Raw genomic sequence first — 18,140 nt, forward strand, 5'->3', positions numbered from 1 at the left:
TGGGCTGATCTTCCAAGGGGGTCCTCCGGTCGGGGGGCTGATTGATGCACCTTGCGTCATCCTAGCATTTTAACCCGGGGGTTCAATTGGATTGACGTAATTAACCGGCGGGTTCATTATCGCCCCGAATCGAAACGCCGGACGGGGGAGTGCGTCTTGCAGCAGCCGAGTGCCACCGATCGACCCATGCTTGCCGGACTGGTGGGCCGCGGGATCGCGCTGTCGCGGACCCCGGGGATGCACATGGCCGAGGCCGCGGCGCAGGGGCAGGGCGCGGTCTACAGGCTGCTGGACATGGACGCCCCCGAGCGGCGCGGCATGGATCTTGAGGCGCTGTTGCGCAGCGCCGAGGCCTGCGGCTTCGACGGGCTGAACGTGACCTATCCCTACAAGATCGAGATCATCCCGCTGCTGGACGAGCTGTCGGACAACGCCCGGGCAGTGGGCGCGGTGAATACCGTGGTGCTGCGCGACGGGCGGCGCATGGGACACAACACCGACCTGTGGGGCTTTGCCGAAAGCTTTCGCCGCGGCCTGGGCGCCGAGGCCTGCGAGCACGTCCTGTTGGCGGGGGCCGGCGGGGCGGGAGTTGCGGTCGCCCATGCGCTGGCCGATTGCGGCGTGCGGCGCCTGTCCATCTTCGACACCGACACGGACCGGGCGGCGCGGCTGGCCGCACAGGTCACGGCAAACCGGCCCGGCACCAACGCCGCGCCGCTGGCCGATGCGCTTGGCCTTGGCGGGCGGGATCGGCCGGACGGCATCGTCAACGCGACGCCGATGGGGATGGCGAAACTGCCGGGCATGGCCGTGCCCGCCGCACTGATCGCGCCCGAAATGTGGGTCGCGGACATCGTCTATTTCCCGCTCGAGACCGAGCTTTTGTCGGTGGCGCGCGCGCGCGGGTGCCGGGTGCTGCCGGGCAGCGGCATGGCCGTCTTCCAGGCGGTGCGCGCCTTCGAGCTTTTCACCGGACGCAAGGCCTGCCCCGAAAGGATGCGGGCAACTTTCGACGCCTTCGACGCCGCGCCGCGGCAGATGGCAACCTGAGATACGCAAGAGGGAGGATATTCGATGCGTTTCCAAACCAAGACACTGGCCGCCACCGCGGTCTTCTGCATGGGCCTCGCGGCAACCACCGCCGGGGCGCAGACCCTGCGCGTCGCGCATGTGGACCCGGACGACTGGACCGGGTCCAAGAAGGGCGCCGCGGCGCAGATCTTCAAGAACATCGTCGAGGGCGAAAGCGACATGACGGTGGAGCTGTTCCCCGCCGGTGCGCTGGGCAACGAGGACGAACTGGTCAGCCAGGCCCAGGACGGTCTGACACAGGTTGTGCTGGTCTCGGGCGCCATGTCCAAGGTCTGCGCGGCGGCCTCCGTCCTCGACATTCCCTACACCTTCGCCTCGGCTCCCCTGGCCTGGGAGGTTCTGGACGGCGAATTCGGCGACGCCCTGGCCGAGCATTGCCTTGAGCAGACGGGCCTGCGCACGCTGGCCTATGGCGAGACCGGGTTCCGCAACTTCACCAACAACGACCGCGAGATCCGCACCCCCGAGGACATGAAGGGCCTGAAGTTCCGGGTGCAGCCGATCCCGCTCTACCTCGAGATGGTCAAGGCGCTGGGCGGCGAGCCGACCCCGATCGCATGGACCGAACTGCCCAACGCGCTGTCGACCGGCGTGGTCGACGGTCAGGAAAACCCGGTGGGCGTGATCTACAACAACGGGCTGCACAAGCTGCAAAAGCACATGACCCTGGACGGCCACGTCTACGCCGCCGATTTCCTTCTGATCTCGGAGGATTTCTACCAGGGGCTTGAGCCTGCGCAGCAGGAGGTGATCCGCAAGGCCGCCACCGTGGCGGGCAACATGGGCCGCGCGATCCAGCAGTGGAACACCGCCGAAGGCGTGACCAAGGTGCAGCAGGAAGGCATGGCCGTCTACAGCCCCACCGCCGAAGAGCTGGCGGCCTTCGCCGAAGCGGCGCAGCCTGCGGTCGTCGACTACCTGCGCGGCGAGCTGGGCGATGATGCCCAGTGGATCGACCGTCTGCAGCAAGCGGTCGCCGAGGCGTCCAACTGAATCGCGCCACGGCGCATCTGTCGGGCCGGCGGTTTCCGTCGGCCCGGACTTTTCGAAAGGGGGGAGCTTCATGGTCAGGGTGAACGGGTTCGCGCGGCGCGTCTTTGGCTTCGGTGCCGGCCTGTCGATGGCGCTGGTCTTCGTCGTCATCTTCTTCAACTCGCTGCGCCGCTACACGATGGGCCGCTCGGTCCCCTGGGGCGAGGAGCTGCCGATCTACCTGACGATCTATGGCGTGATGTTTGGTCTGGCCCTGGGCTATCTGAGTGACAGCCACATCCGCTTCACGCTCGTGCTGGACCTGCTGAACGACCGGGTGCGGCGGGGGCTGCTGATCCTGTCGGATGTGGTGAGCATCGCGGCGGGCGGGCTGCTGGCCTATGCGGGGCACGTCTTTGCCGTCCGCAGGGGCGGGGTGACCGCATCGGGGCTGAAATCCACCGCCGACGCGCTGGCCGGGTCCACCGGGATCGAGGCGCTTGCCTGGCTGGGCAAGGTCGGACCCTACCAATACGCCATCGCCTTCGGCGGGGCGCTGCTGGCGCTTTCCGCCGCACTCAAACTGGCCGAGCGTCTGACGACGCCCGCGGAAGGGTAACCCATGGTCTATGCCGTTCTCATCGCCGGGCTTGTGGCCGGGGTTCCCATTGCGATCGCCATCATCGCCGCCCTTCTGGTGTTCATGGGCCTGGGCGAGGCGCCATACAGCCTGCGCATCGTGCCGACCGAGATGTTCAAGGGGCTGAACTCCTTCCCGCTGCTGGCCATTCCGCTTTTCGTGCTGGCCGGCGAGGTGATGAACGAAAGCGGCATCACCAGCCGGATCATCGCGTTCGCCAGCGTCCTTGTGGGGCGCCTGCGGGCCGGGCTGGCTCTGGTCAACATCTGGGCCTCGGTGATCTTCGCGGGGCTGTCGGGCTCGGCCGTCGCCGATACCTCGGCCATCGGCCGGGTCTTCATCCCCGAGATGGAGAAACACGGCTACGACCGCAGCTTTGCCGCCGCGCTGACCGCCGCCTCATCCGTCATCGGGCCGATCATCCCGCCGTCGATCCCGGTCATCATCTACGCGCTGATCGTTTCGGGCGTGTCGGTGCCGGCGCTGTTCATGGCGGGGGTGGTGCCGGGGCTTTTGCTGGCCATCTTCCTGTCGGGCTATGTCATGATGACGGTCAAGGTGGACCCCGAGGCCGCCGCCGCCGCTGTCCCGCAGGAGGGCGCCGGCCGGGCGCTGCTGGCCGGTATCCTGCCGCTACTGATGCCGGTCTTCGTGGTGGGCTCGATCCTGCTGGGCGTGGTGACGCCCACCGAGGCGGCAAGCTTTGCCGTGGCCTATGCCCTGGTGCTGGGCGTGCTGGTCTACCGCAACATTCCACTGCGGGCGCTGCCGGGGATCTTCACGGCCGCCATGCGCGACAGCGCGATGATCCTGATCATCATTGCCGCCGTTTCGGCCGCCAACTGGCTGCTGACCTACAACCGCGTGCCCAACATGCTGACTGACTGGGTGCTGGGCAACGTGAACAGTAAGAACACCTTCCTGATCGCGGTGATCCTGCTGTTCCTGCTGGTGGGGCTGTTTCTTGAGGGGATCGCGGCCATGCTGGTGCTGGTCCCGATCATGCACCCGATCGCCGTCTCGATGGGGGTGGACCCGGTGCATTTCGGCATCCTCGTGATCTTCAACCTGATGATCGGGCTGATCACCCCGCCGCTTGGCCTGTGTCTTTTCGTGGCCGAGGGGGTGGCGCAGGTCGGCATGGCGCGGCTCATCCGCTCGATCGTGCCGTTCTTCCTGGTCGAGGTGCTGGTGCTGCTGATCCTCACCTTCGTGCCCGAGACGGTGATCTGGCTGCCCCGCGTCCTTGGATACTGAGGAGAGGCACATGAAGACCTCCATCGCCACCGTGTCGATCTCAGGCTCGCTTCCCGAAAAGCTGGAGGCGATCGCGGCCGCAGGCTACGACGGGATCGAGATCTTCGAGCAGGATTTCATCGCCCATGACGGCGGGCCGCGCGAGGTGGGCCAGATGATCCGCGACCACGGGCTGGAGATTACCCTGTTCCAGCCGTTCCGCGATTTCGAGTGCCTGCCCGAGCCTCTGCGCGGCAAGGCGTTCGAACGGGCGCGGCGCAAGTTCGACGTGATGCAGGAACTGGGCGTCGACCGCATCCTCGTCTGCTCGTCGGTGCACCCCGCCAGCCTGGGCGGTATCGACCGCGCCGCCGACGACCTGGCTGCCCTGGGGGAGATCGCGGCGCCCATGGGCATAAAGGTCGGCTACGAGGCGCTGGCTTGGGGGCGGCATGTCAACGATCACCGTGATGCCTGGGAAATCGTGCGGCGTGCCGATCATCCGAACATCGGGCTGATCCTGGACAGTTTCCACAGCCTCGGGCGCGGCATCGACAGCGAGTCCATCCGCGCGATCCCCGGCGATCGCATCTTCTTCGTCCAGCTGGCCGACGCACCGGCGATCGATATGGACCTGCTGTACTGGTCGCGCCACTTTCGCAACATGCCCGGCGAGGGCGATCTTGACGTGCGCGGCTTTCTCAACGCGGTGATGGCCACCGGGTATTCCGGGCCCCTCAGCCTCGAGATCTTCAACGACCAGTTCCGCGGCACCAATCCCCGCGACGTGGCCGAGGATGGCTACCGCGCGCTGGTGGCGCTGATGGACGATGTGCGCCGGGCCGAGCCCGAGGTGCGGGCCGACCTGCCGCGCCTTCCCGCGCGACAGCGGGCCGAGGGCGTCGCCTTCGTCGAGTTTGCCACCCAGGGGCAGGAGGCCGCGACGTTGACGGATTTCCTTGCCACGCTGGGATTCCGCAAGGCGGGCCGGCACCGCAACCGGCAGATCGACCTGTGGCAGCAGAACGACGTGCGCATCGTGGTGAACGCCGATCCGGGCGGCCACGCGGGTCATGCGTGGAACGCGCGGGGCACCTGCATCTGCGACATCGGGCTGTCGGTCGCCTCAGCCCGGGACACCGTGGCGCGGGCGACTGCACTGGGGTCGGTTCCCTTCCATCAGCCCGTGGCACCGGGGGAGCTCGACATCCCTGCGATCCGGGGGCTGGGCGGATCGGTTCTGCATTTCATCGACGGCGAAAGCGGCCTCGACCGGGTGTGGGAGACGGAGTTCCTGCCCGTGGACGGGGAGGCGCAGGGCGGGGACGCAGAGGAAGGCGGCGCCGGCATTGTCGGCATCGACCACCTGGCGCAGACCATGTCCTACGAGGACATGCTGAGCTGGACGCTGTTCTACACCGCGCTGTTCGACATGAAGAAATCACCGATGGTCGACGTCATCGACCCGGACGGTCTGGTGCGCAGCCAGGTTGTGGCAAGCCCCGATGGCGCGTTGCGGGTCACCCTGAACGGGGCCGAGACCCATCGCACGCTCGCGGGGCGGTTTCTGGCGGACACGTTCGGCGCCTCCGTCCAGCACATCGCGCTGGCGAGCCGGGACATCTTTGCCAGCGCCGCAGCACTGGACCGGCTTGGCTTCGCGGCCCTGCCGATCCCGGACAATTACTACGACGACCTTGCCACCCGGTTCGAGATTTCCCCCGACCTGCTGGAGCGGTTGCGCGCCGCGAACCTGCTTTACGACCAGGAAAACGGGGCGGAGTTCTTCCAGCTCTACTCGCGCGCCTTCGCGGGCGGCATGTTCTTCGAAATCGTGCAGCGCGCCCCTGGCTACAAGGGTTTCGGCGGCCCGAACGCCCCGTTCCGGATCGCCGCCCAGAAGCGTCTGGCCCGACCCAAGGGAATGCCTGCAAGATAGCGCGGGCGGATCGCCGTGGCCCCCGTGCAATTCCCCGCGTGGGGGAGGGGCGGTCAGAGGATATGGGCGGTCCGGACGTCCTGGGCCGCGAACTCGATCAGCGCGCGGACCTTGCGGGGCAGGGCGCGCCCTTCGAGGTAAACCGCGTTGATCGGGCCACCGTCGGCATCAAGATCCTCCAGCAGCGGAACAAGCCGCCCCGTCCCGAGCATGCCCGCCATCGCGAAACGAGGCGCATAGGCAATGCCCATGCCCGCCGCGGCCAGCTCTATCGCGGCACGGGCGGAATTGACGTGGAACCGCCCCCGGACCTGGACGATGACCTCGGCGCCGTCTTTGTGGAACGCCCAGCGGTAGGGCTGGCGACGGTTGGTGTCGACGATGCAGGCATGCCCGGAGAGGTCGTCGGGCGCCCGGGGGATGCCGTGTGCCTTCAAGTAGTCGGGATGGGCAACCAGGCAGCTGTGGAAAACGCCCAGCTTGCGTGTCTTCAGGGACAGGGTCTGCGACTCTCCCATCCGGAACGCCAGGTCGATGCCGTCCGAGGCCAGATCGACGAAGCGGTCGTCGAGCCGCAGGTCGAGGGTCAGGTCCGGATGTTCCCGGGCGAACCGGGCAAGCATGCCGGCCACGTAGACCTCTCCGAAGGTGACGGGCGCCGAAATCCGGATGATGCCCCCAAGGCCGCGCGACCCTTCGGTCACGGTGCCCAGTAGATCGTCCAGCTCGTCCAGAACCGCCGGCGCCCGGGCAAGAAGATCCTCGCCGGCCGGTGTCAGCCCGACCTTGCGGGTGGTCCGCTGAAGCAGGCGCGTGCCCAGCCGCCCTTCCAGTTCCGCCACGTATTTGGAGGTCAGGCGGTTGGAGACACCCAGTTGTTCGGCCCCGGCGGTAAAGGATCCGGTCCGAGCGGTCGCCACGAAAGCCTTGAGCTGATCCACGATGTCCATGAGGCCCCCATTAGGAACAAATCAATGATAGTCATTCCATAGCATCGCTATTTCGTGGAATATAGGAAAGGCCTACTTTGCATCCAGTCAATCGCAGCGCCCCGCGCTGGCGCATTTCATGAACTAGCTGACCGGAGCATTCGACATGACAACTCAGACACAAGCCGACTTCGCCGCCGCCGTTCTGCGCATCACGACCGGCGTGCTGTTCCTTGCCCACGGCTGGCTGAAGGTGAGCGTTTTCACCATCGCAGGCACCGTGGCATTCTTCGAAAGCCTGGGCCTGCCCGGCATCTTCGCCTACCTGACCATCTTCGCCGAAATAGTGGGCGGCATCGCCCTGATCCTCGGCATCGGCACCCGCATCGTGTCGCTTGCGCTGATCCCCGTACTTCTGGGTGCGGTCTGGGCGCACTCGGGCTTCGGCTGGACCTTTTCCAGTGAAGGCGGCGGCTGGGAATACCCGCTGTTCTGGACCGTGGTGCAAGCTGTCGTCGTCGTCCTGGGGCGCGGATCCTTCGCTATCCGCGTGCCGGCGCTCGACCGTCGCTTCGGGCAGTTTGCCTGATTATCAATTGCCCGGCCCCAGTGCGCTTGGGCCGGGCTGACCCGCAGAGGCCTTATCGCCCTGCCAAGCAAAGGACCTGTCAATGTCTGTCGCCCGCCAGCTCGAGAACCTGAAGGACAGCCTCGCCCGCACCGAGCGGATGCCGCTGGTCTTTCTTGGGCATGGCAGCCCGATGAACGCCATCGAGGACACGGCCTATAGCCGCGCCTGGGCCGAGCTGGGCCATAGCCTGCCGCGACCCCGGGCCATTCTTGTGGTGTCGGCGCATTGGATGACCCGCGAGACCACGCTTGTCGATGTCTCGGCCGTGCCGCGAACGATCCACGATTTCTACGGCTTCCCCGAGCCGCTCTACCAAGAGCGGTACCCGGCCCCCGGCGCCCCTGACCTGGCCCGGGAGGTGACGACGCTCCTGGCCAGTCACCATGCGCAGGAAGACGACACCTGGGGCCTGGACCACGGCGCCTGGGCCGTCTTGAAGTTCCTTTATCCCGAGGCCGATGTGCCCGTCTTCCAGGTCTCGATCGACATGGGGCGGGACCTCGACTACCAGCTTTCGGTCGGCCGGGCCCTCTCCGGACTGCGTGATCGCGGGGTGCTTGTCCTTGGATCGGGCAATGTGGTGCACAACCTCCGGGCCATGCGCCCCAGGGCCGCCCCGCTGGATTTTGCCTTGGAGTTCGACGCGCTTTTCGCCGATCGCCTCACGGACCGCGACTTCGCCTCGCTTTCAAATCGCGAGAAACTGGGCACCCTCCTGACAACCGCTCACCCGACGGTCGATCACTATTTGCCCGCGCTCACCATCGCGGGGGCCTCTGGCGCAAAGGATGATCTGACCTTCATGACCGACGCCATCGACCTCGGGTCGGTCTCGATGCGGTCGTTCGTGTTCCACGCCGCCTGACGCCCGGACGCTCTGGGGCGGCGGCAGGTGGGGCACTACGGGCGCCGCGCGGTTGCGCTTGGTCCTCTCCACCACGCCGATTGCGCGCGAAAAGCGGCGCACCGCGCTCGTATGGGCCGTTCCGGGCCGGGAAAGTGATCGACTCGCGGGACCGGAAACCATTGCCAGTCAACCGACAGGTGATATTGAGGGAGGCGGCCATGGAGGCAAATCGTGGGCGAAGAAACAAAGCGACGGGCGAAAATCCAGGATCATGCGGCCTTTCTTGAGGGAACGCATGATTTCCAGTCCGATATCGAGACGTTGGCTGGAAGCGAACTTGTCGGCACGATCCTGGAAACGGTGATGCTTGCCACGGAGGTGCGCTTTGCCGCCGTGGCACGGGTGACCGCCGAACGATGGGTCGCCTGCCGAACCGTCGACGAGGTCAATTTCTCCCTCGCCGCGGGAGACGAGATCGAGATCGAGTCGACCTTTTGCCAATCGGTGCGGGAGACGTCCCAGAAAGTTCTGTTCAGCGATGTCGCCACCGACGAGACCTATCGCAACCATCCGATCGCGACCAAGTTCGGCATCGTAAGCTACGCCTCGATCCCGATCTTCCGAAGCGACGGCACTTTCTTCGGCACCCTCTGCGCGATCGACAGCGTGCCCCGCGACCTCGCCCATCCGCGCGCCGTCGCGATGCTGGAGATGTTCGCCGACATCATCGGCCAAGGCCTTGAGACGCAGGAGCGCCTGCAAGCCCAGGAGCGGCAGATCGAGCATCAGCGCGAGATGGCGCGCATCCAGGAAGAGCTGGTGGCGGTGCTGGGGCACGACCTTCGCAACCCCGTGGCCGCAATCGACGCGGGCTTGCGCCAACTTGAGAAGGAAGGCCTGTCCGAAAAGGGCCGCAAGATCGTGCCCCTGATGCGATCCTCGCTGTTTCGTGCCGCCGACCTGATCGAGAACATCATGCTGCACGCCAAGTCCCGCCTTGGCGGGGGCATCCGGGTGTCCGTCCGCTCGGACGCGCCGCTTGCCGAAGCGATCCAACAGGTCGTGGAAGAGTTGCGTGCCGCAGAACCCGGCCATGAAATCAACCTGGACCTGGTGCTTGAGCGCCCGATCAGCTGCGATGCGCCGCGCGTCGCCCAAGCGATATCGAACCTGCTGTCCAACGCCATCCGCCATTCCGAGCAGGGTTTCCCGGTCAGTGTGCGCGGCGCGGTCCGCGACGACGCATTCGGGATCACGGTCGCGAACCGGGGCAATGCCATTTCCGATGATGTCAGAAAGAGCCTGTTCAAGCCCTTCCACCGGGGCGCGAACGCGACGGGCGAGGGCCTTGGCCTTGGTCTTCACATCGCATCGTCCATCGCGACCGCCCACAATGGCGGGATCGACGTGACCTGCGACGAGGGGATCACCAGCTTCACCTTCAACCTGCCCCTTGCCTGCCATCCCCAATGACCGACGACCGCCAGGTTGGCGCGAAACGGCCATAGACAGGCGCCGTCTTGCGATCCTCTTGCATGAAGCTTGCCCGCGCGGGTCGGCTGTGGCATCCCATGGCCACGATGGTTTCCCGTTGGCCCCTGAGGGCGACGCGGGATGAAAAGGGAATACGGTGAGGTGTAGCCAACAGGCGCCGAATCCGTGACTGCCCCCGCAACTGTGAGCGGCGAGTGTTTCCGAGAACGCCACTGGGTCCCCCGTGACCCGGGAAGGTTCGGAAAGGCTTCGACCCGTGAGTCAGGAGACCTGCCATCGTCGATGTCACTCAACCCGGGCGGGGTGTCCCGGACAGGAGGCCATGATGGCTTGTCGGTCGATGCCGAACCCAGATTGCCGATCCCTGAACCTTCGCGCCCCGCGAATGCGCGGAGGGCTGCATGGGCCGGACCAACCTATCTTTGAACATTACCCGCAAACGCGGTTGCCCGTGGGGACCTAGCACCGCCGTGTCGCGGGGGGCCTCGACGGCGTGCAAAACTCTTTGCCCGGGCACCCGGCCATGACCGCCGCCGCGATCAGCGCCACGGATCTGGCCTGGGGACCGCCACGCGGCCCGGCGATCCTGAACGGGGTAAGCTTTGCACTGCCCGCCGGCAGGACCTTGGGTGTGGTGGGCGCCAACGGGGCGGGCAAGTCAACGCTGCTGCGACTGCTTTACCGTTATCACCGGCCCCTCAGCGGCATGGTCCGCATCGGGGGCGACGACCTCTGGGGCATGACCTCCAGGGCGGCGGCGCGCCGGGTTGCCGCCGTGCTTCAGGACCAGCCGACGGATTTCGCCCTGACCGTGCGCGAGATTGCGCGGCTGGGCCGTGTCCCGCACCGCAACGGCCTAGCCTCGGCGGGGGCGCGGGACGGCGCCATTGTCGAGGCCGCGCTGCGCCGGCTGGACCTGGGGGGCCTTGGCCAGCGCCGCTTCGGCACCCTCTCGGGCGGGGAGAAACAGCGCGTGATGGTGGCCCGCGCCCTCGTGCAGGAGCCGCAGGTCCTGATCCTCGACGAGCCGACCAACCACCTCGACATCCGCCACCAGCTCGAGGTGCTTGAGATGTTGCGCGGCCTCGATGTCACCGTCGTCACCAGCCTTCACGATCTGAACCTGGCCTTCGATCTTTGCGATGAGGTGGTGGTCCTGTCGCGGGGCGAGATGATCGCCTGCGGCCCCCCCGAGGCCGCGCTGGACGCTTCCACCGTCGCCCGCGCCTTCGCCGTGACCGCCAGCCGCGAGCGTCTCGAACCCTCGGGTCGCACCCGCTTTACCTATTCCCTTGCCCCTTCCGACAGGACCTGACCCATGATCCGACGCATCCTTTCGCTTGCCATTCTCGCCCTTCCGACGACGGCCCAGGCGTTTCCCGTCACCGTCCAAAGCTGTGACCGGCAGGTCACGTTCGCCGAGCCGCCCCGGCGCGCGGTGTCGAATGACGTCAACCTGACCGAGTTGATGCTGGCGCTTGGCCTGCGCGACCGCATGGCGGGCTATACCGGCATCTCGGGTTGGAAGACGCTGGACGAAAGGCTGCGCGCCGACATCCAGCAACTGCCCGAGCTGTCGCCGCGCTACCCGGGGCGTGAGGTTCTGCTGGGCGCCGATGCCGATTTCTACTTCGCCGGCTGGAACTACGGCATGAACGTCGGAGGCGAGGTCACCCCCGACACGCTCGCCCCCTTCGGCATCCCGGTCTACGAGCTGTCCGAAAGCTGCATCCACGTGATGGAAAAGCCCAAGGCAAGCTTCGAGGACCTGTTCAACGACGCCCGTAACCTCGGCAAGATCTTCGGCGTCCCGGACCGGGCAGAGGCCCTGATCGAAAGCTGGCGCAAGGACCTCGCCGCGCAGCCCGCCACCGGCGCCACGCGCCCCCGCGTCTTCGTCTACGACAGTGGCGAGGACGCCCCCTTCACCGCCGGGCGCTACGCCATGCCGACCGCGCTTATCGAGGCGGCGGGCGGCGTCAATATTCTGGAGGATTTCGCCAAGAGCTGGGCCACCATCGGCTGGGAAGAGGTCATTGCGCGCGACCCCGAGGTGATCCTGATCGTCGACTACGGCGAGGTAACGGCGGAGCAGAAGCGCGACTTCATGGTCTCCAACCCCGCCTTCGCCACCGTCACCGCCGTCCGCGAAGACAATTTCGTCACCCTCGACTATGTCGCCGCCACGCCCGGCCCGCGCAATATCGAGGCGGTCGGCATCCTGGCCGAAGCCTTCGCAAGGGCAGGTGAATGAGCGGATCCTGCATGGCGATTACGGCACCGGTCCCCGACCGGCGCGCCCGGCTTTTCCCGGTCGCGCTGGGTCTGGCGGCGCTGATCCTGGGTCTGTCTTTCACCCTGGCCGTCAGCGTGGGTGCGGTGCCCGTGGCACCCGGGACGGTCTGGGGCGTCATCGCGAACCGGCTGGTGCCGGGCCTGGTCGAGGTTACCTGGCCTGCCGGGCACGAGGCTATCGTCTGGGACCTGCGGGTGCCGCGCGCGATCCTCGCCGGTCTGGTGGGGGCCGGGCTTGCGCTGGTGGGGGCAGGGTTGCAGGCGGTGACGCGCAACGCATTGGCCGACCCGCACCTGCTGGGCATTTCCTCGGGCGGGGCATTCGGGGCGATCACGGCGCTGATGCACACGGGGCTGATCCTCGGGCTCGCGACGGTGCCGCTTTTCGCCTTTGCCGGAGCGCTTGGCGCGATGGCGCTGGTGCTGGGGGTGGCACGGCTGGCCGACGCCGCCTCGGCCGAGCGTCTGGTCCTGGCCGGTGTTGCCGTCTCGTTCATCGTGATGGCCGGCGCTAATGTCATGCTTTTCCTCGGCGATCCGCGGGCCGCCCATACGGTGGTCTTCTGGATGCTGGGGGGGCTTGGCCTTGCACAATGGTCGCAACTGGCCTTCCCGGCGCTCGTGCTGGCATTCTGCGGCCCCTGGCTCTGGTTTCGGGCGCAGGACCTCGATGCGATGACGATCGGTGACGAGACGGCGGCGACGCTGGGCATCCCCGTCGCGCGCTTCAGGCTGGAAGTGTTCGTCGTGGGTGCGTTGCTGACCGGGGTGATGGTCGCCTTTTCGGGGGTGATCGGTTTCGTGGGGCTGATGATCCCCCATGTCGCCCGCATGCTGGTTGGCGGCAGCCAGGCCCGCGTGCTGCCCCTGTCGGCCCTGCTGGGCGCGGTGTTCCTGGTCTGGTGCGACCTCTTCGCAAGAACAGTCCTGGCACCCCAGGACATGCCGATCGGCGTCGTGACCGGCCTGCTGGGCGGGCTTTTCTTCGTGTGGCTGCTGGCGCGGCGATAATCCGTGGCGCGGCCCCCGCTCAACTCGGGGCGAACAGCCTTTCTTGCGGTCCCCCCCGGAACGGGGGCCTCTCCGGTCCTTCGGAAAGGACCGCGCTATTCCGCGGCGCGGGCATCGGCCTCGGGGCGGATGTTATGGTTTACGCGGAATAGGTTTCCCGGGTCGTATCGGGCTTTCACCGCCCGCAGCCGATCCATGTTTGCACCATAAGCGCTGTCGATCCGCCCGGCATCGTCTTCGGGCATGAAGTTGACATAGACGCTGCCCGCCGATTGCGCCGCGACCTTGTCGGACAGCGCGCGCGCCCAGGCGATACAGGCCTCATCCTTGCCGGGATCTTCCCACCGTGTATGCAGGTTCATCGTGAAGTGAGACGCCCGCTGGGGGAAGGCGGTGGCATCAGGGGCGACCCGCGCCATCGCGCCGCCCAGATGCGGCAGGACGATCTCGCTCTGGTCATCGGGCAGGTCGCGTGCCGCGTCGAGAAGGTGGCCGATGGTCTCCTCGGTCAGATCGAGGAAGTCCTGGCTCTTCCAGTAATTGCGCATGCCGGGCGTCAGCAGCGGATCAAAGGCGGCCTGCCAGCCAATGTAGGAATGCGGGCCGATCACGTCGGCGATTGGGCGCCCGAGCGCACGCAGCTCGGCCACGGCCTCTTCGCCCTCGGCCATGTCACCGCAGTAACATACCGCAAAGATCAGCACCTCACGCCCGTGCCAATCCTCGGGGATGAAGGGCAATGGCGGCGCCTTGCGCATCACCGTCCACACCGTAAGCTCATCAGGCGCGCTGGTGCTGATCTCGCGGAATTTCCGGAGCAGCTCGGGACCCGCGTCGAGCGGATGCACGAGTAGCCCTGACAAGATCTCCGGCCCGACCGGATGCAGGCGGAATTTGAAGGATGTGACGACACCGAAATTTCCGCCACCGCCGGTGCAGGCCCAGAACAGATCCGGGTGGCTGTCGGGGCTGATCGTCAGGATCGAGCCATCGGCGGTCACGATTTCGGCGGAAAGCAGGTTGTCCACGGTCATTCCGTGCTTGCGGGTGATCCAGCCGAAGCCGCCGCCCAGCGTCAGCCCGGCGATGCCGGTGGTGCTGTTGATGCCGGTGGGGAATGCAAGCCCGTGCCGCTGGCATTCGCGGTCCACGTCTCCCAGCAGGCAGCCCGCACCGACGCGTACCGTGCGGGCGTCCGGGTCCACGTGGGCGTGGCGCATCCGCGACATGTCCAGCAGGAGCGCGCCATCGGCCACCGCGAGCCCGCCGATCTGGTGGCCGCCGCCCTGGATCGAAATGAGCAGGGCGTGACGGGCGGCAAATTCCACCGCCGCCTTGACGTCGCTTGTTCCGAGCGGCTGCACGACGAGGCCGGGATGGCGGTCGATCATGCCGTTCCAGACCGTCCGCGCCGCCTCATAGCCTTCGTCGTCCGGCAGCAACACCGATCCTCGCATTTCAGCGCGGAGCGCGGATAGATCCTCGTCGCTCACAGATGTCGGGCTACCGTTCAAATCCTTCAGGGAATAGGTCATGTCCGTATCTCCGGTAGGTGCATGTGATGGCCGCCCGTCGGATACCTTCAACTGTGAAACCGATGCGGCATCGGGCTCCAACACCCGACATGGACCAGTTTGCGTCGTATCGAAGGCCCGGACGAGTGCAGGAACTGGACTCCTGCCGCGGGACCGGATGCACGGCGGCATAGAGACCTGTGGAGGGGAAGCTTGCGGCTTGCGGGCAGGGCCATAGGGGAAGCCTAGGGGGTGACAGTTCCGGCCAGGTGGATTGCGCCGGTCGCGCACATGCCTCGGGGGGCCGCGTAACTGGCCCCCCGAGGATGTCATCGCTTTACGAAATCGGCCTGTATCAGGAGATCAGTTGATCCTCGGATCGTCCGCCTCGTCCACATAGTTGATGTCAAAAGGCCCCATGCCGTTAAGCTGAACGACCGTGGCTTCCTCGGTCCAGGCGAAGTGCGCCGTGCCGGCGGGAATGCGCACGAAGCTGCCTGGGCTCAGCGGCGCGCTACCCGTTTTGTCGAAGGTTTCGCCCGTCGACATGGCAAACTTGCCCGAAAGCACCGTCAGGTGCTCTTCCTTGGAATGGCGGTGCGGACGCACCTCGAAGCCGGCAGGAAACTTGAGCCGAATGACGAAGGGACCCTCCTCGGCGGGGTGGCCCAGCAGGACGGCAATCTGGGCGCCTTCGGGAAGGGTGGGCGGACCCGGCTGATACGTGATTTCCTCGGCCGGGGTCAGCGTGTGACGCTCTTCGGCCGTAAGGCCGGGGGTGGCGATCCAGGCCATCAGAATGGCTGAGATCATAAGGCAGGTGAGTACCTGCAATCCTTTTAATGAACGTATCATCTTAATCTCCATTGTTTTGATGCGATGCGGCGCACGGCCGTCGGGGCCCAGGCGCCCTGATTGGGCTGCGACTGGCGGCATCTCGATCAGGGGCGCCCCCGGTCAGGCGGTTCTTTGCCTCGAGACGCCAGGATCATCGCGCGGTGGGAAGGTTGTGACGAGTGCAGGATCTGGACCGGCTCGGCACCAGACTCGCGCTATTTCCTCAGCATCGGGGGTGATCCGTGCTACGATCAGTTAGCCGTATGGTCGGCATGCCCTCCGGGAGCGCGAGTGATGACCCAAGGCAGCTATTACCAGTTTTGCCCAGTCGCGATGGCCGCGGAAGTTCTCTGCAAACGCTGGACGATGGTGCTCGTGCGCGAGCTGGTGGCGGGTTCGACCAGGTTCAACGACCTCAAACGCGGCGTGCCGAGGATGTCGCCGACCCTGCTGTCACAGCGATTGAAGGAACTCGAGGCCGCCGGGGTCGTCGTCCGCGTTCCAGTTCCCGGCGAGCCTGGGATCAACGAATATCACCTCACACCTGCGGGCGAGGATCTGCTCCCGGTGGTCAAATCGCTGGGCGTTTGGGGCCAGAGATGGGTCGAGTCGAACCTGTCATTGCGCAACCTCGACGCCTCTTTGTTGATGTGGGACATGCGCCGCAACCTCGACCCCACGCCGCTCCCCAAAAGGCGCGTGGTCGTCAAATTCCACTACCCTGAACTGCCCTCCACGAGGTGCAATTTCTGGCTCGTGGTCGAGCCCGCTGGTAGTGTCGATCTCTGCGCCACGGACCCCGGCTTCGACATAGATCTCTATGTCACAACCGATCTCCGGACGATGACGACGATCTGGATGGGGCTCGCCACGGTTGAGCAGGCGCAGGAACAAATTGATTTCGACGGCTCACGTCAGATTGCCAGGTCGATGCAGCAATGGCTGGGGCTCAGCATCTTCGCGTCGGAGAAGAACCTCGTCGCACACGCCCGATAGCTATCCGAATAGGCGCTACAGAAACTGAACCCTGGAATCCGTGGTTTTCGCGTCTGCCCTGAGGATTGATCCCGTAGAGCAAGGCGTAGGCTGCACTATCGCTCGAATGCCTGCCTTGTTCGAAGCAGCGCAGCGTAGAAGTGCATACGCCCCACCGAGGATGTTCAGCTTGTAACGCCCGCAGCAGGAACGCGACCGTGCCCGCCAGGGGCACGAAGAGGAGGCCGCGTGTCTGGATAACCGGCCCCCCTCATCTCCACGACACGCGCCGGGACGTGGCGCCGAGATAGGCCGCCGTGGGCACGACCAGCCATTGCAGGAACGGCGTCAGACCCGTGTCGATGACCGGAACCACCGGCATCAGTTCGCGATAGGCCCAGGCTTCCCGAACGGTGATGTTCAGCCATTCGCTGAAGATGGTGTAGCCAACTCCCATCACCACGGCGGCCAGAAACACCGGGGTCGCCCGTTCCTGTGGCCAATTCGGTCGCCCGAACACGAACAATGCCAGGAAAAGGGTGCTGAAGGTGATCATCAGATCGCCCCCGGTGCAGTGCACGATGGCGAAGGCGATCTCGCCGACGCTGCCCTCGGTCCAGATGGTATAGAGCGGAAGCCGGGCCTCGAGATCCTCGAGCCTCCCCTGCGCACGCAAAATCGACCAGTTCCCGGCGTCCAGCGTGTCCATGTCCGCCGCACCTTCGGTCACGGTGACGAAGCTGACCATCCCGCGCATCGGGCTGGCGTTGAGCGAGGTGACGGTTTGCGCCAGCGCCCGGTGCTGGGCGTCACAGGTCAGGGTGCAGGAGGAGGGGCGAAGATTGACCACCAGGATGCGCCCGGCGAAATCCTCCAGACCGACGGTCTGCCGATCCGCAGTGATGAGATCGAGTTCGGGGCCGGGGCGGGAGATCGCCTCGAAGCCCGGCTCTCGATCTGCCGTAACCTCGTTCAGCCGCTCCCCAGGGTGATCAGCCGCGGCGGGCACGCCGAGCATTGCGACCGTGATGGAAATGAGAATGACGTTTCGCATCAGATGCGCCCCTCTCGGTCCAGACGCATCCGGACCTCTCCGGCGAGATCCGCAGGCGGCTGATCCCCTTCGAGGAACACGGCCTCGAAGCTTCCATCGGGACGCATCAGGTAGATGTGCCCGGCATGGGCCATGGTGTATCCGTCCGGGGCATGAGCATCCGCCATGTGCTCATGGTAGACCTTGAAGTTCCGCGCAGCCTCCGCTGCTTGTTGCGGGCTTCCTGTCAGCCCCACGAGCCGGGGGTGAAAGCTGGAGACAAAGGCCGCCATAACCTCCGGCGTGTCCCGTTCGGGATCGACGGTGATGAAGAGCGGCGCGACTTGGTCGGCACCCGCGCCCAGCAGGTCGAGCACGCGGGCCATGTAAGCCAAGGTCGTTGGACAGACGTCGGGGCAATGGGTGAAGCCGAAGAACACCAGTTGCCAGCGGCCGGCGAAATCAGCCTCGGTCACCGAGCGGCCGCTGTGATCTACGAGATCGAGTCGGAGCGAATATCTGCCTCGCCGGTATAAACGACTTGCGGAACATCGGGATCGCGCAAGGCAAGCGCCCCGATTGATACGATGGCCAGTATCGCGGCGCTGCCCCATAGGAAGAGGCGCAGCCACTTATGAAACGAAGATGAGGAGGGTTCGTGCATCTGTCTGTCTTTCGGATGGTCCCGCCCGGCA

Annotated in this window: 18 protein-coding genes and 1 riboswitch; of the genes, 12 read left to right on the plus strand and 6 right to left on the minus strand. The window is 66.0% G+C overall.

Annotation, left to right across the window (positions count from 1 at the left end; all coding sequences use genetic code 11):
- Positions 1 to 186: 186 nt before the first annotated feature.
- The 5 genes from CLV77_RS03790 to CLV77_RS03810 all read left to right on the plus strand — a co-directional run bounded on the left by CLV77_RS03790 (position 187) and on the right by CLV77_RS03810 (position 5,879).
- On the plus strand, positions 187 to 1,050 hold the full coding sequence (locus tag CLV77_RS03790) for a shikimate dehydrogenase (protein WP_076979184.1): 864 nt from the start codon (positions 187 to 189) through the stop codon (positions 1,048 to 1,050).
- A gap of 24 nt (positions 1,051 to 1,074) precedes the next feature.
- A complete protein-coding gene (locus CLV77_RS03795; protein WP_076979183.1) occupies positions 1,075 to 2,085 on the plus strand; it encodes a DctP family TRAP transporter solute-binding subunit in 1,011 nt (336 codons plus the stop codon).
- A 70-nt stretch (positions 2,086 to 2,155) separates the two neighbouring features.
- Positions 2,156 to 2,683 (plus strand): TRAP transporter small permease, encoded by a 528-nt coding sequence (locus CLV77_RS03800; protein WP_076979182.1) that lies wholly within the window; start codon positions 2,156 to 2,158, stop codon positions 2,681 to 2,683.
- A gap of 3 nt (positions 2,684 to 2,686) precedes the next feature.
- Positions 2,687 to 3,961 carry a TRAP transporter large permease gene (locus CLV77_RS03805; RefSeq protein ID WP_076979181.1) on the plus strand — a complete coding sequence of 425 codons (1,275 nt, stop codon included), beginning with the start codon at positions 2,687 to 2,689 and terminating at the stop codon, positions 3,959 to 3,961.
- A gap of 10 nt (positions 3,962 to 3,971) precedes the next feature.
- Positions 3,972 to 5,879, plus strand: a complete 1,908-nt coding sequence (locus CLV77_RS03810; protein WP_076979180.1) for a bifunctional sugar phosphate isomerase/epimerase/4-hydroxyphenylpyruvate dioxygenase family protein — start codon at positions 3,972 to 3,974, stop codon at positions 5,877 to 5,879.
- Positions 5,880 to 5,932: 53 nt separating this feature from the next.
- Here CLV77_RS03810 and CLV77_RS03815 read toward each other — a convergent pair whose 3' ends face one another.
- Positions 5,933 to 6,829 carry a LysR family transcriptional regulator gene (locus tag CLV77_RS03815; protein ID WP_076979179.1) on the minus strand — a complete coding sequence of 299 codons (897 nt, stop codon included), beginning with the start codon at positions 6,827 to 6,829 and terminating at the stop codon, positions 5,933 to 5,935.
- 145 nt (positions 6,830 to 6,974) lie between these two features.
- On the opposite strand from CLV77_RS03815, the gene CLV77_RS03820 reads away from it, so the two are divergent.
- The 6 genes from CLV77_RS03820 (at position 6,975) to CLV77_RS03845 (ending at position 13,086) form a co-directional block, all read left to right on the plus strand.
- Positions 6,975 to 7,397 (plus strand): DoxX family protein, encoded by a 423-nt coding sequence (locus CLV77_RS03820; protein ID WP_076979178.1) that lies wholly within the window; start codon positions 6,975 to 6,977, stop codon positions 7,395 to 7,397.
- A gap of 82 nt (positions 7,398 to 7,479) precedes the next feature.
- Positions 7,480 to 8,304 (plus strand): 4,5-DOPA-extradiol-dioxygenase, encoded by an 825-nt coding sequence (gene ygiD, locus CLV77_RS03825; protein WP_076979177.1) that lies wholly within the window; start codon positions 7,480 to 7,482, stop codon positions 8,302 to 8,304.
- A gap of 213 nt (positions 8,305 to 8,517) precedes the next feature.
- Positions 8,518 to 9,759, plus strand: coding sequence for a GAF domain-containing sensor histidine kinase (locus tag CLV77_RS03830; RefSeq protein WP_076979176.1), 1,242 nt, complete (start codon positions 8,518 to 8,520; stop codon positions 9,757 to 9,759).
- 91 nt (positions 9,760 to 9,850) lie between these two features.
- Positions 9,851 to 10,072: riboswitch (cobalamin riboswitch) on the plus strand.
- Between the two features lie 231 nt (positions 10,073 to 10,303).
- Positions 10,304 to 11,095, plus strand: coding sequence for an ABC transporter ATP-binding protein (locus tag CLV77_RS03835; protein ID WP_076979175.1), 792 nt, complete (start codon positions 10,304 to 10,306; stop codon positions 11,093 to 11,095).
- 3 nt (positions 11,096 to 11,098) lie between these two features.
- Positions 11,099 to 12,034 (plus strand): ABC transporter substrate-binding protein, encoded by a 936-nt coding sequence (locus tag CLV77_RS03840; RefSeq protein ID WP_076979174.1) that lies wholly within the window; start codon positions 11,099 to 11,101, stop codon positions 12,032 to 12,034.
- A complete protein-coding gene (locus tag CLV77_RS03845; RefSeq protein WP_170043946.1) occupies positions 12,031 to 13,086 on the plus strand; it encodes a FecCD family ABC transporter permease in 1,056 nt (351 codons plus the stop codon). Before CLV77_RS03840 ends, CLV77_RS03845 begins: the two co-directional genes overlap by 4 nt.
- 95 nt (positions 13,087 to 13,181) lie before the next feature.
- On the opposite strand, the gene CLV77_RS03850 is transcribed toward CLV77_RS03845, so the two are convergent.
- On the minus strand, positions 13,182 to 14,621 hold the full coding sequence (locus tag CLV77_RS03850; protein WP_076979172.1) for an FAD-binding oxidoreductase: 1,440 nt from the start codon (positions 14,619 to 14,621) through the stop codon (positions 13,182 to 13,184).
- A 342-nt stretch (positions 14,622 to 14,963) separates the two neighbouring features.
- On the minus strand, positions 14,964 to 15,413 hold the full coding sequence (locus tag CLV77_RS03855) for a cupin domain-containing protein (protein WP_083707693.1): 450 nt from the start codon (positions 15,411 to 15,413) through the stop codon (positions 14,964 to 14,966).
- 318 nt (positions 15,414 to 15,731) lie between these two features.
- Here CLV77_RS03855 and CLV77_RS03860 point away from each other — a divergent pair, with 318 nt between their 5' ends.
- Positions 15,732 to 16,433: a winged helix-turn-helix transcriptional regulator gene (locus CLV77_RS03860; protein ID WP_076979170.1), complete on the plus strand. Its 702-nt coding sequence runs from the start codon at positions 15,732 to 15,734 to the stop codon at positions 16,431 to 16,433.
- Positions 16,434 to 16,683: 250 nt separating this feature from the next.
- On the opposite strand, the gene CLV77_RS16680 is transcribed toward CLV77_RS03860, so the two are convergent.
- The 3 genes from CLV77_RS16680 to CLV77_RS16905 are packed head-to-tail and all read right to left on the minus strand — an operon-like array spanning position 16,684 to position 18,109.
- Positions 16,684 to 17,466 carry a thioredoxin domain-containing protein gene (locus CLV77_RS16680; protein WP_100339204.1) on the minus strand — a complete coding sequence of 261 codons (783 nt, stop codon included), beginning with the start codon at positions 17,464 to 17,466 and terminating at the stop codon, positions 16,684 to 16,686.
- On the minus strand, positions 17,466 to 17,921 hold the full coding sequence (locus CLV77_RS03870) for an SCO family protein (protein ID WP_321174959.1): 456 nt from the start codon (positions 17,919 to 17,921) through the stop codon (positions 17,466 to 17,468). The genes CLV77_RS16680 and CLV77_RS03870 overlap by 1 nt, the downstream gene beginning before the upstream one ends.
- A gap of 17 nt (positions 17,922 to 17,938) precedes the next feature.
- A complete protein-coding gene (locus CLV77_RS16905; RefSeq protein ID WP_321174960.1) occupies positions 17,939 to 18,109 on the minus strand; it encodes a hypothetical protein in 171 nt (56 codons plus the stop codon).
- Positions 18,110 to 18,140: the final 31 nt, after the last annotated feature.

The organism is Brevirhabdus pacifica (assembly GCF_002797755.1).
GTDB classification, from domain to species: Bacteria; Pseudomonadota; Alphaproteobacteria; order Rhodobacterales; family Rhodobacteraceae; genus Brevirhabdus; species Brevirhabdus pacifica.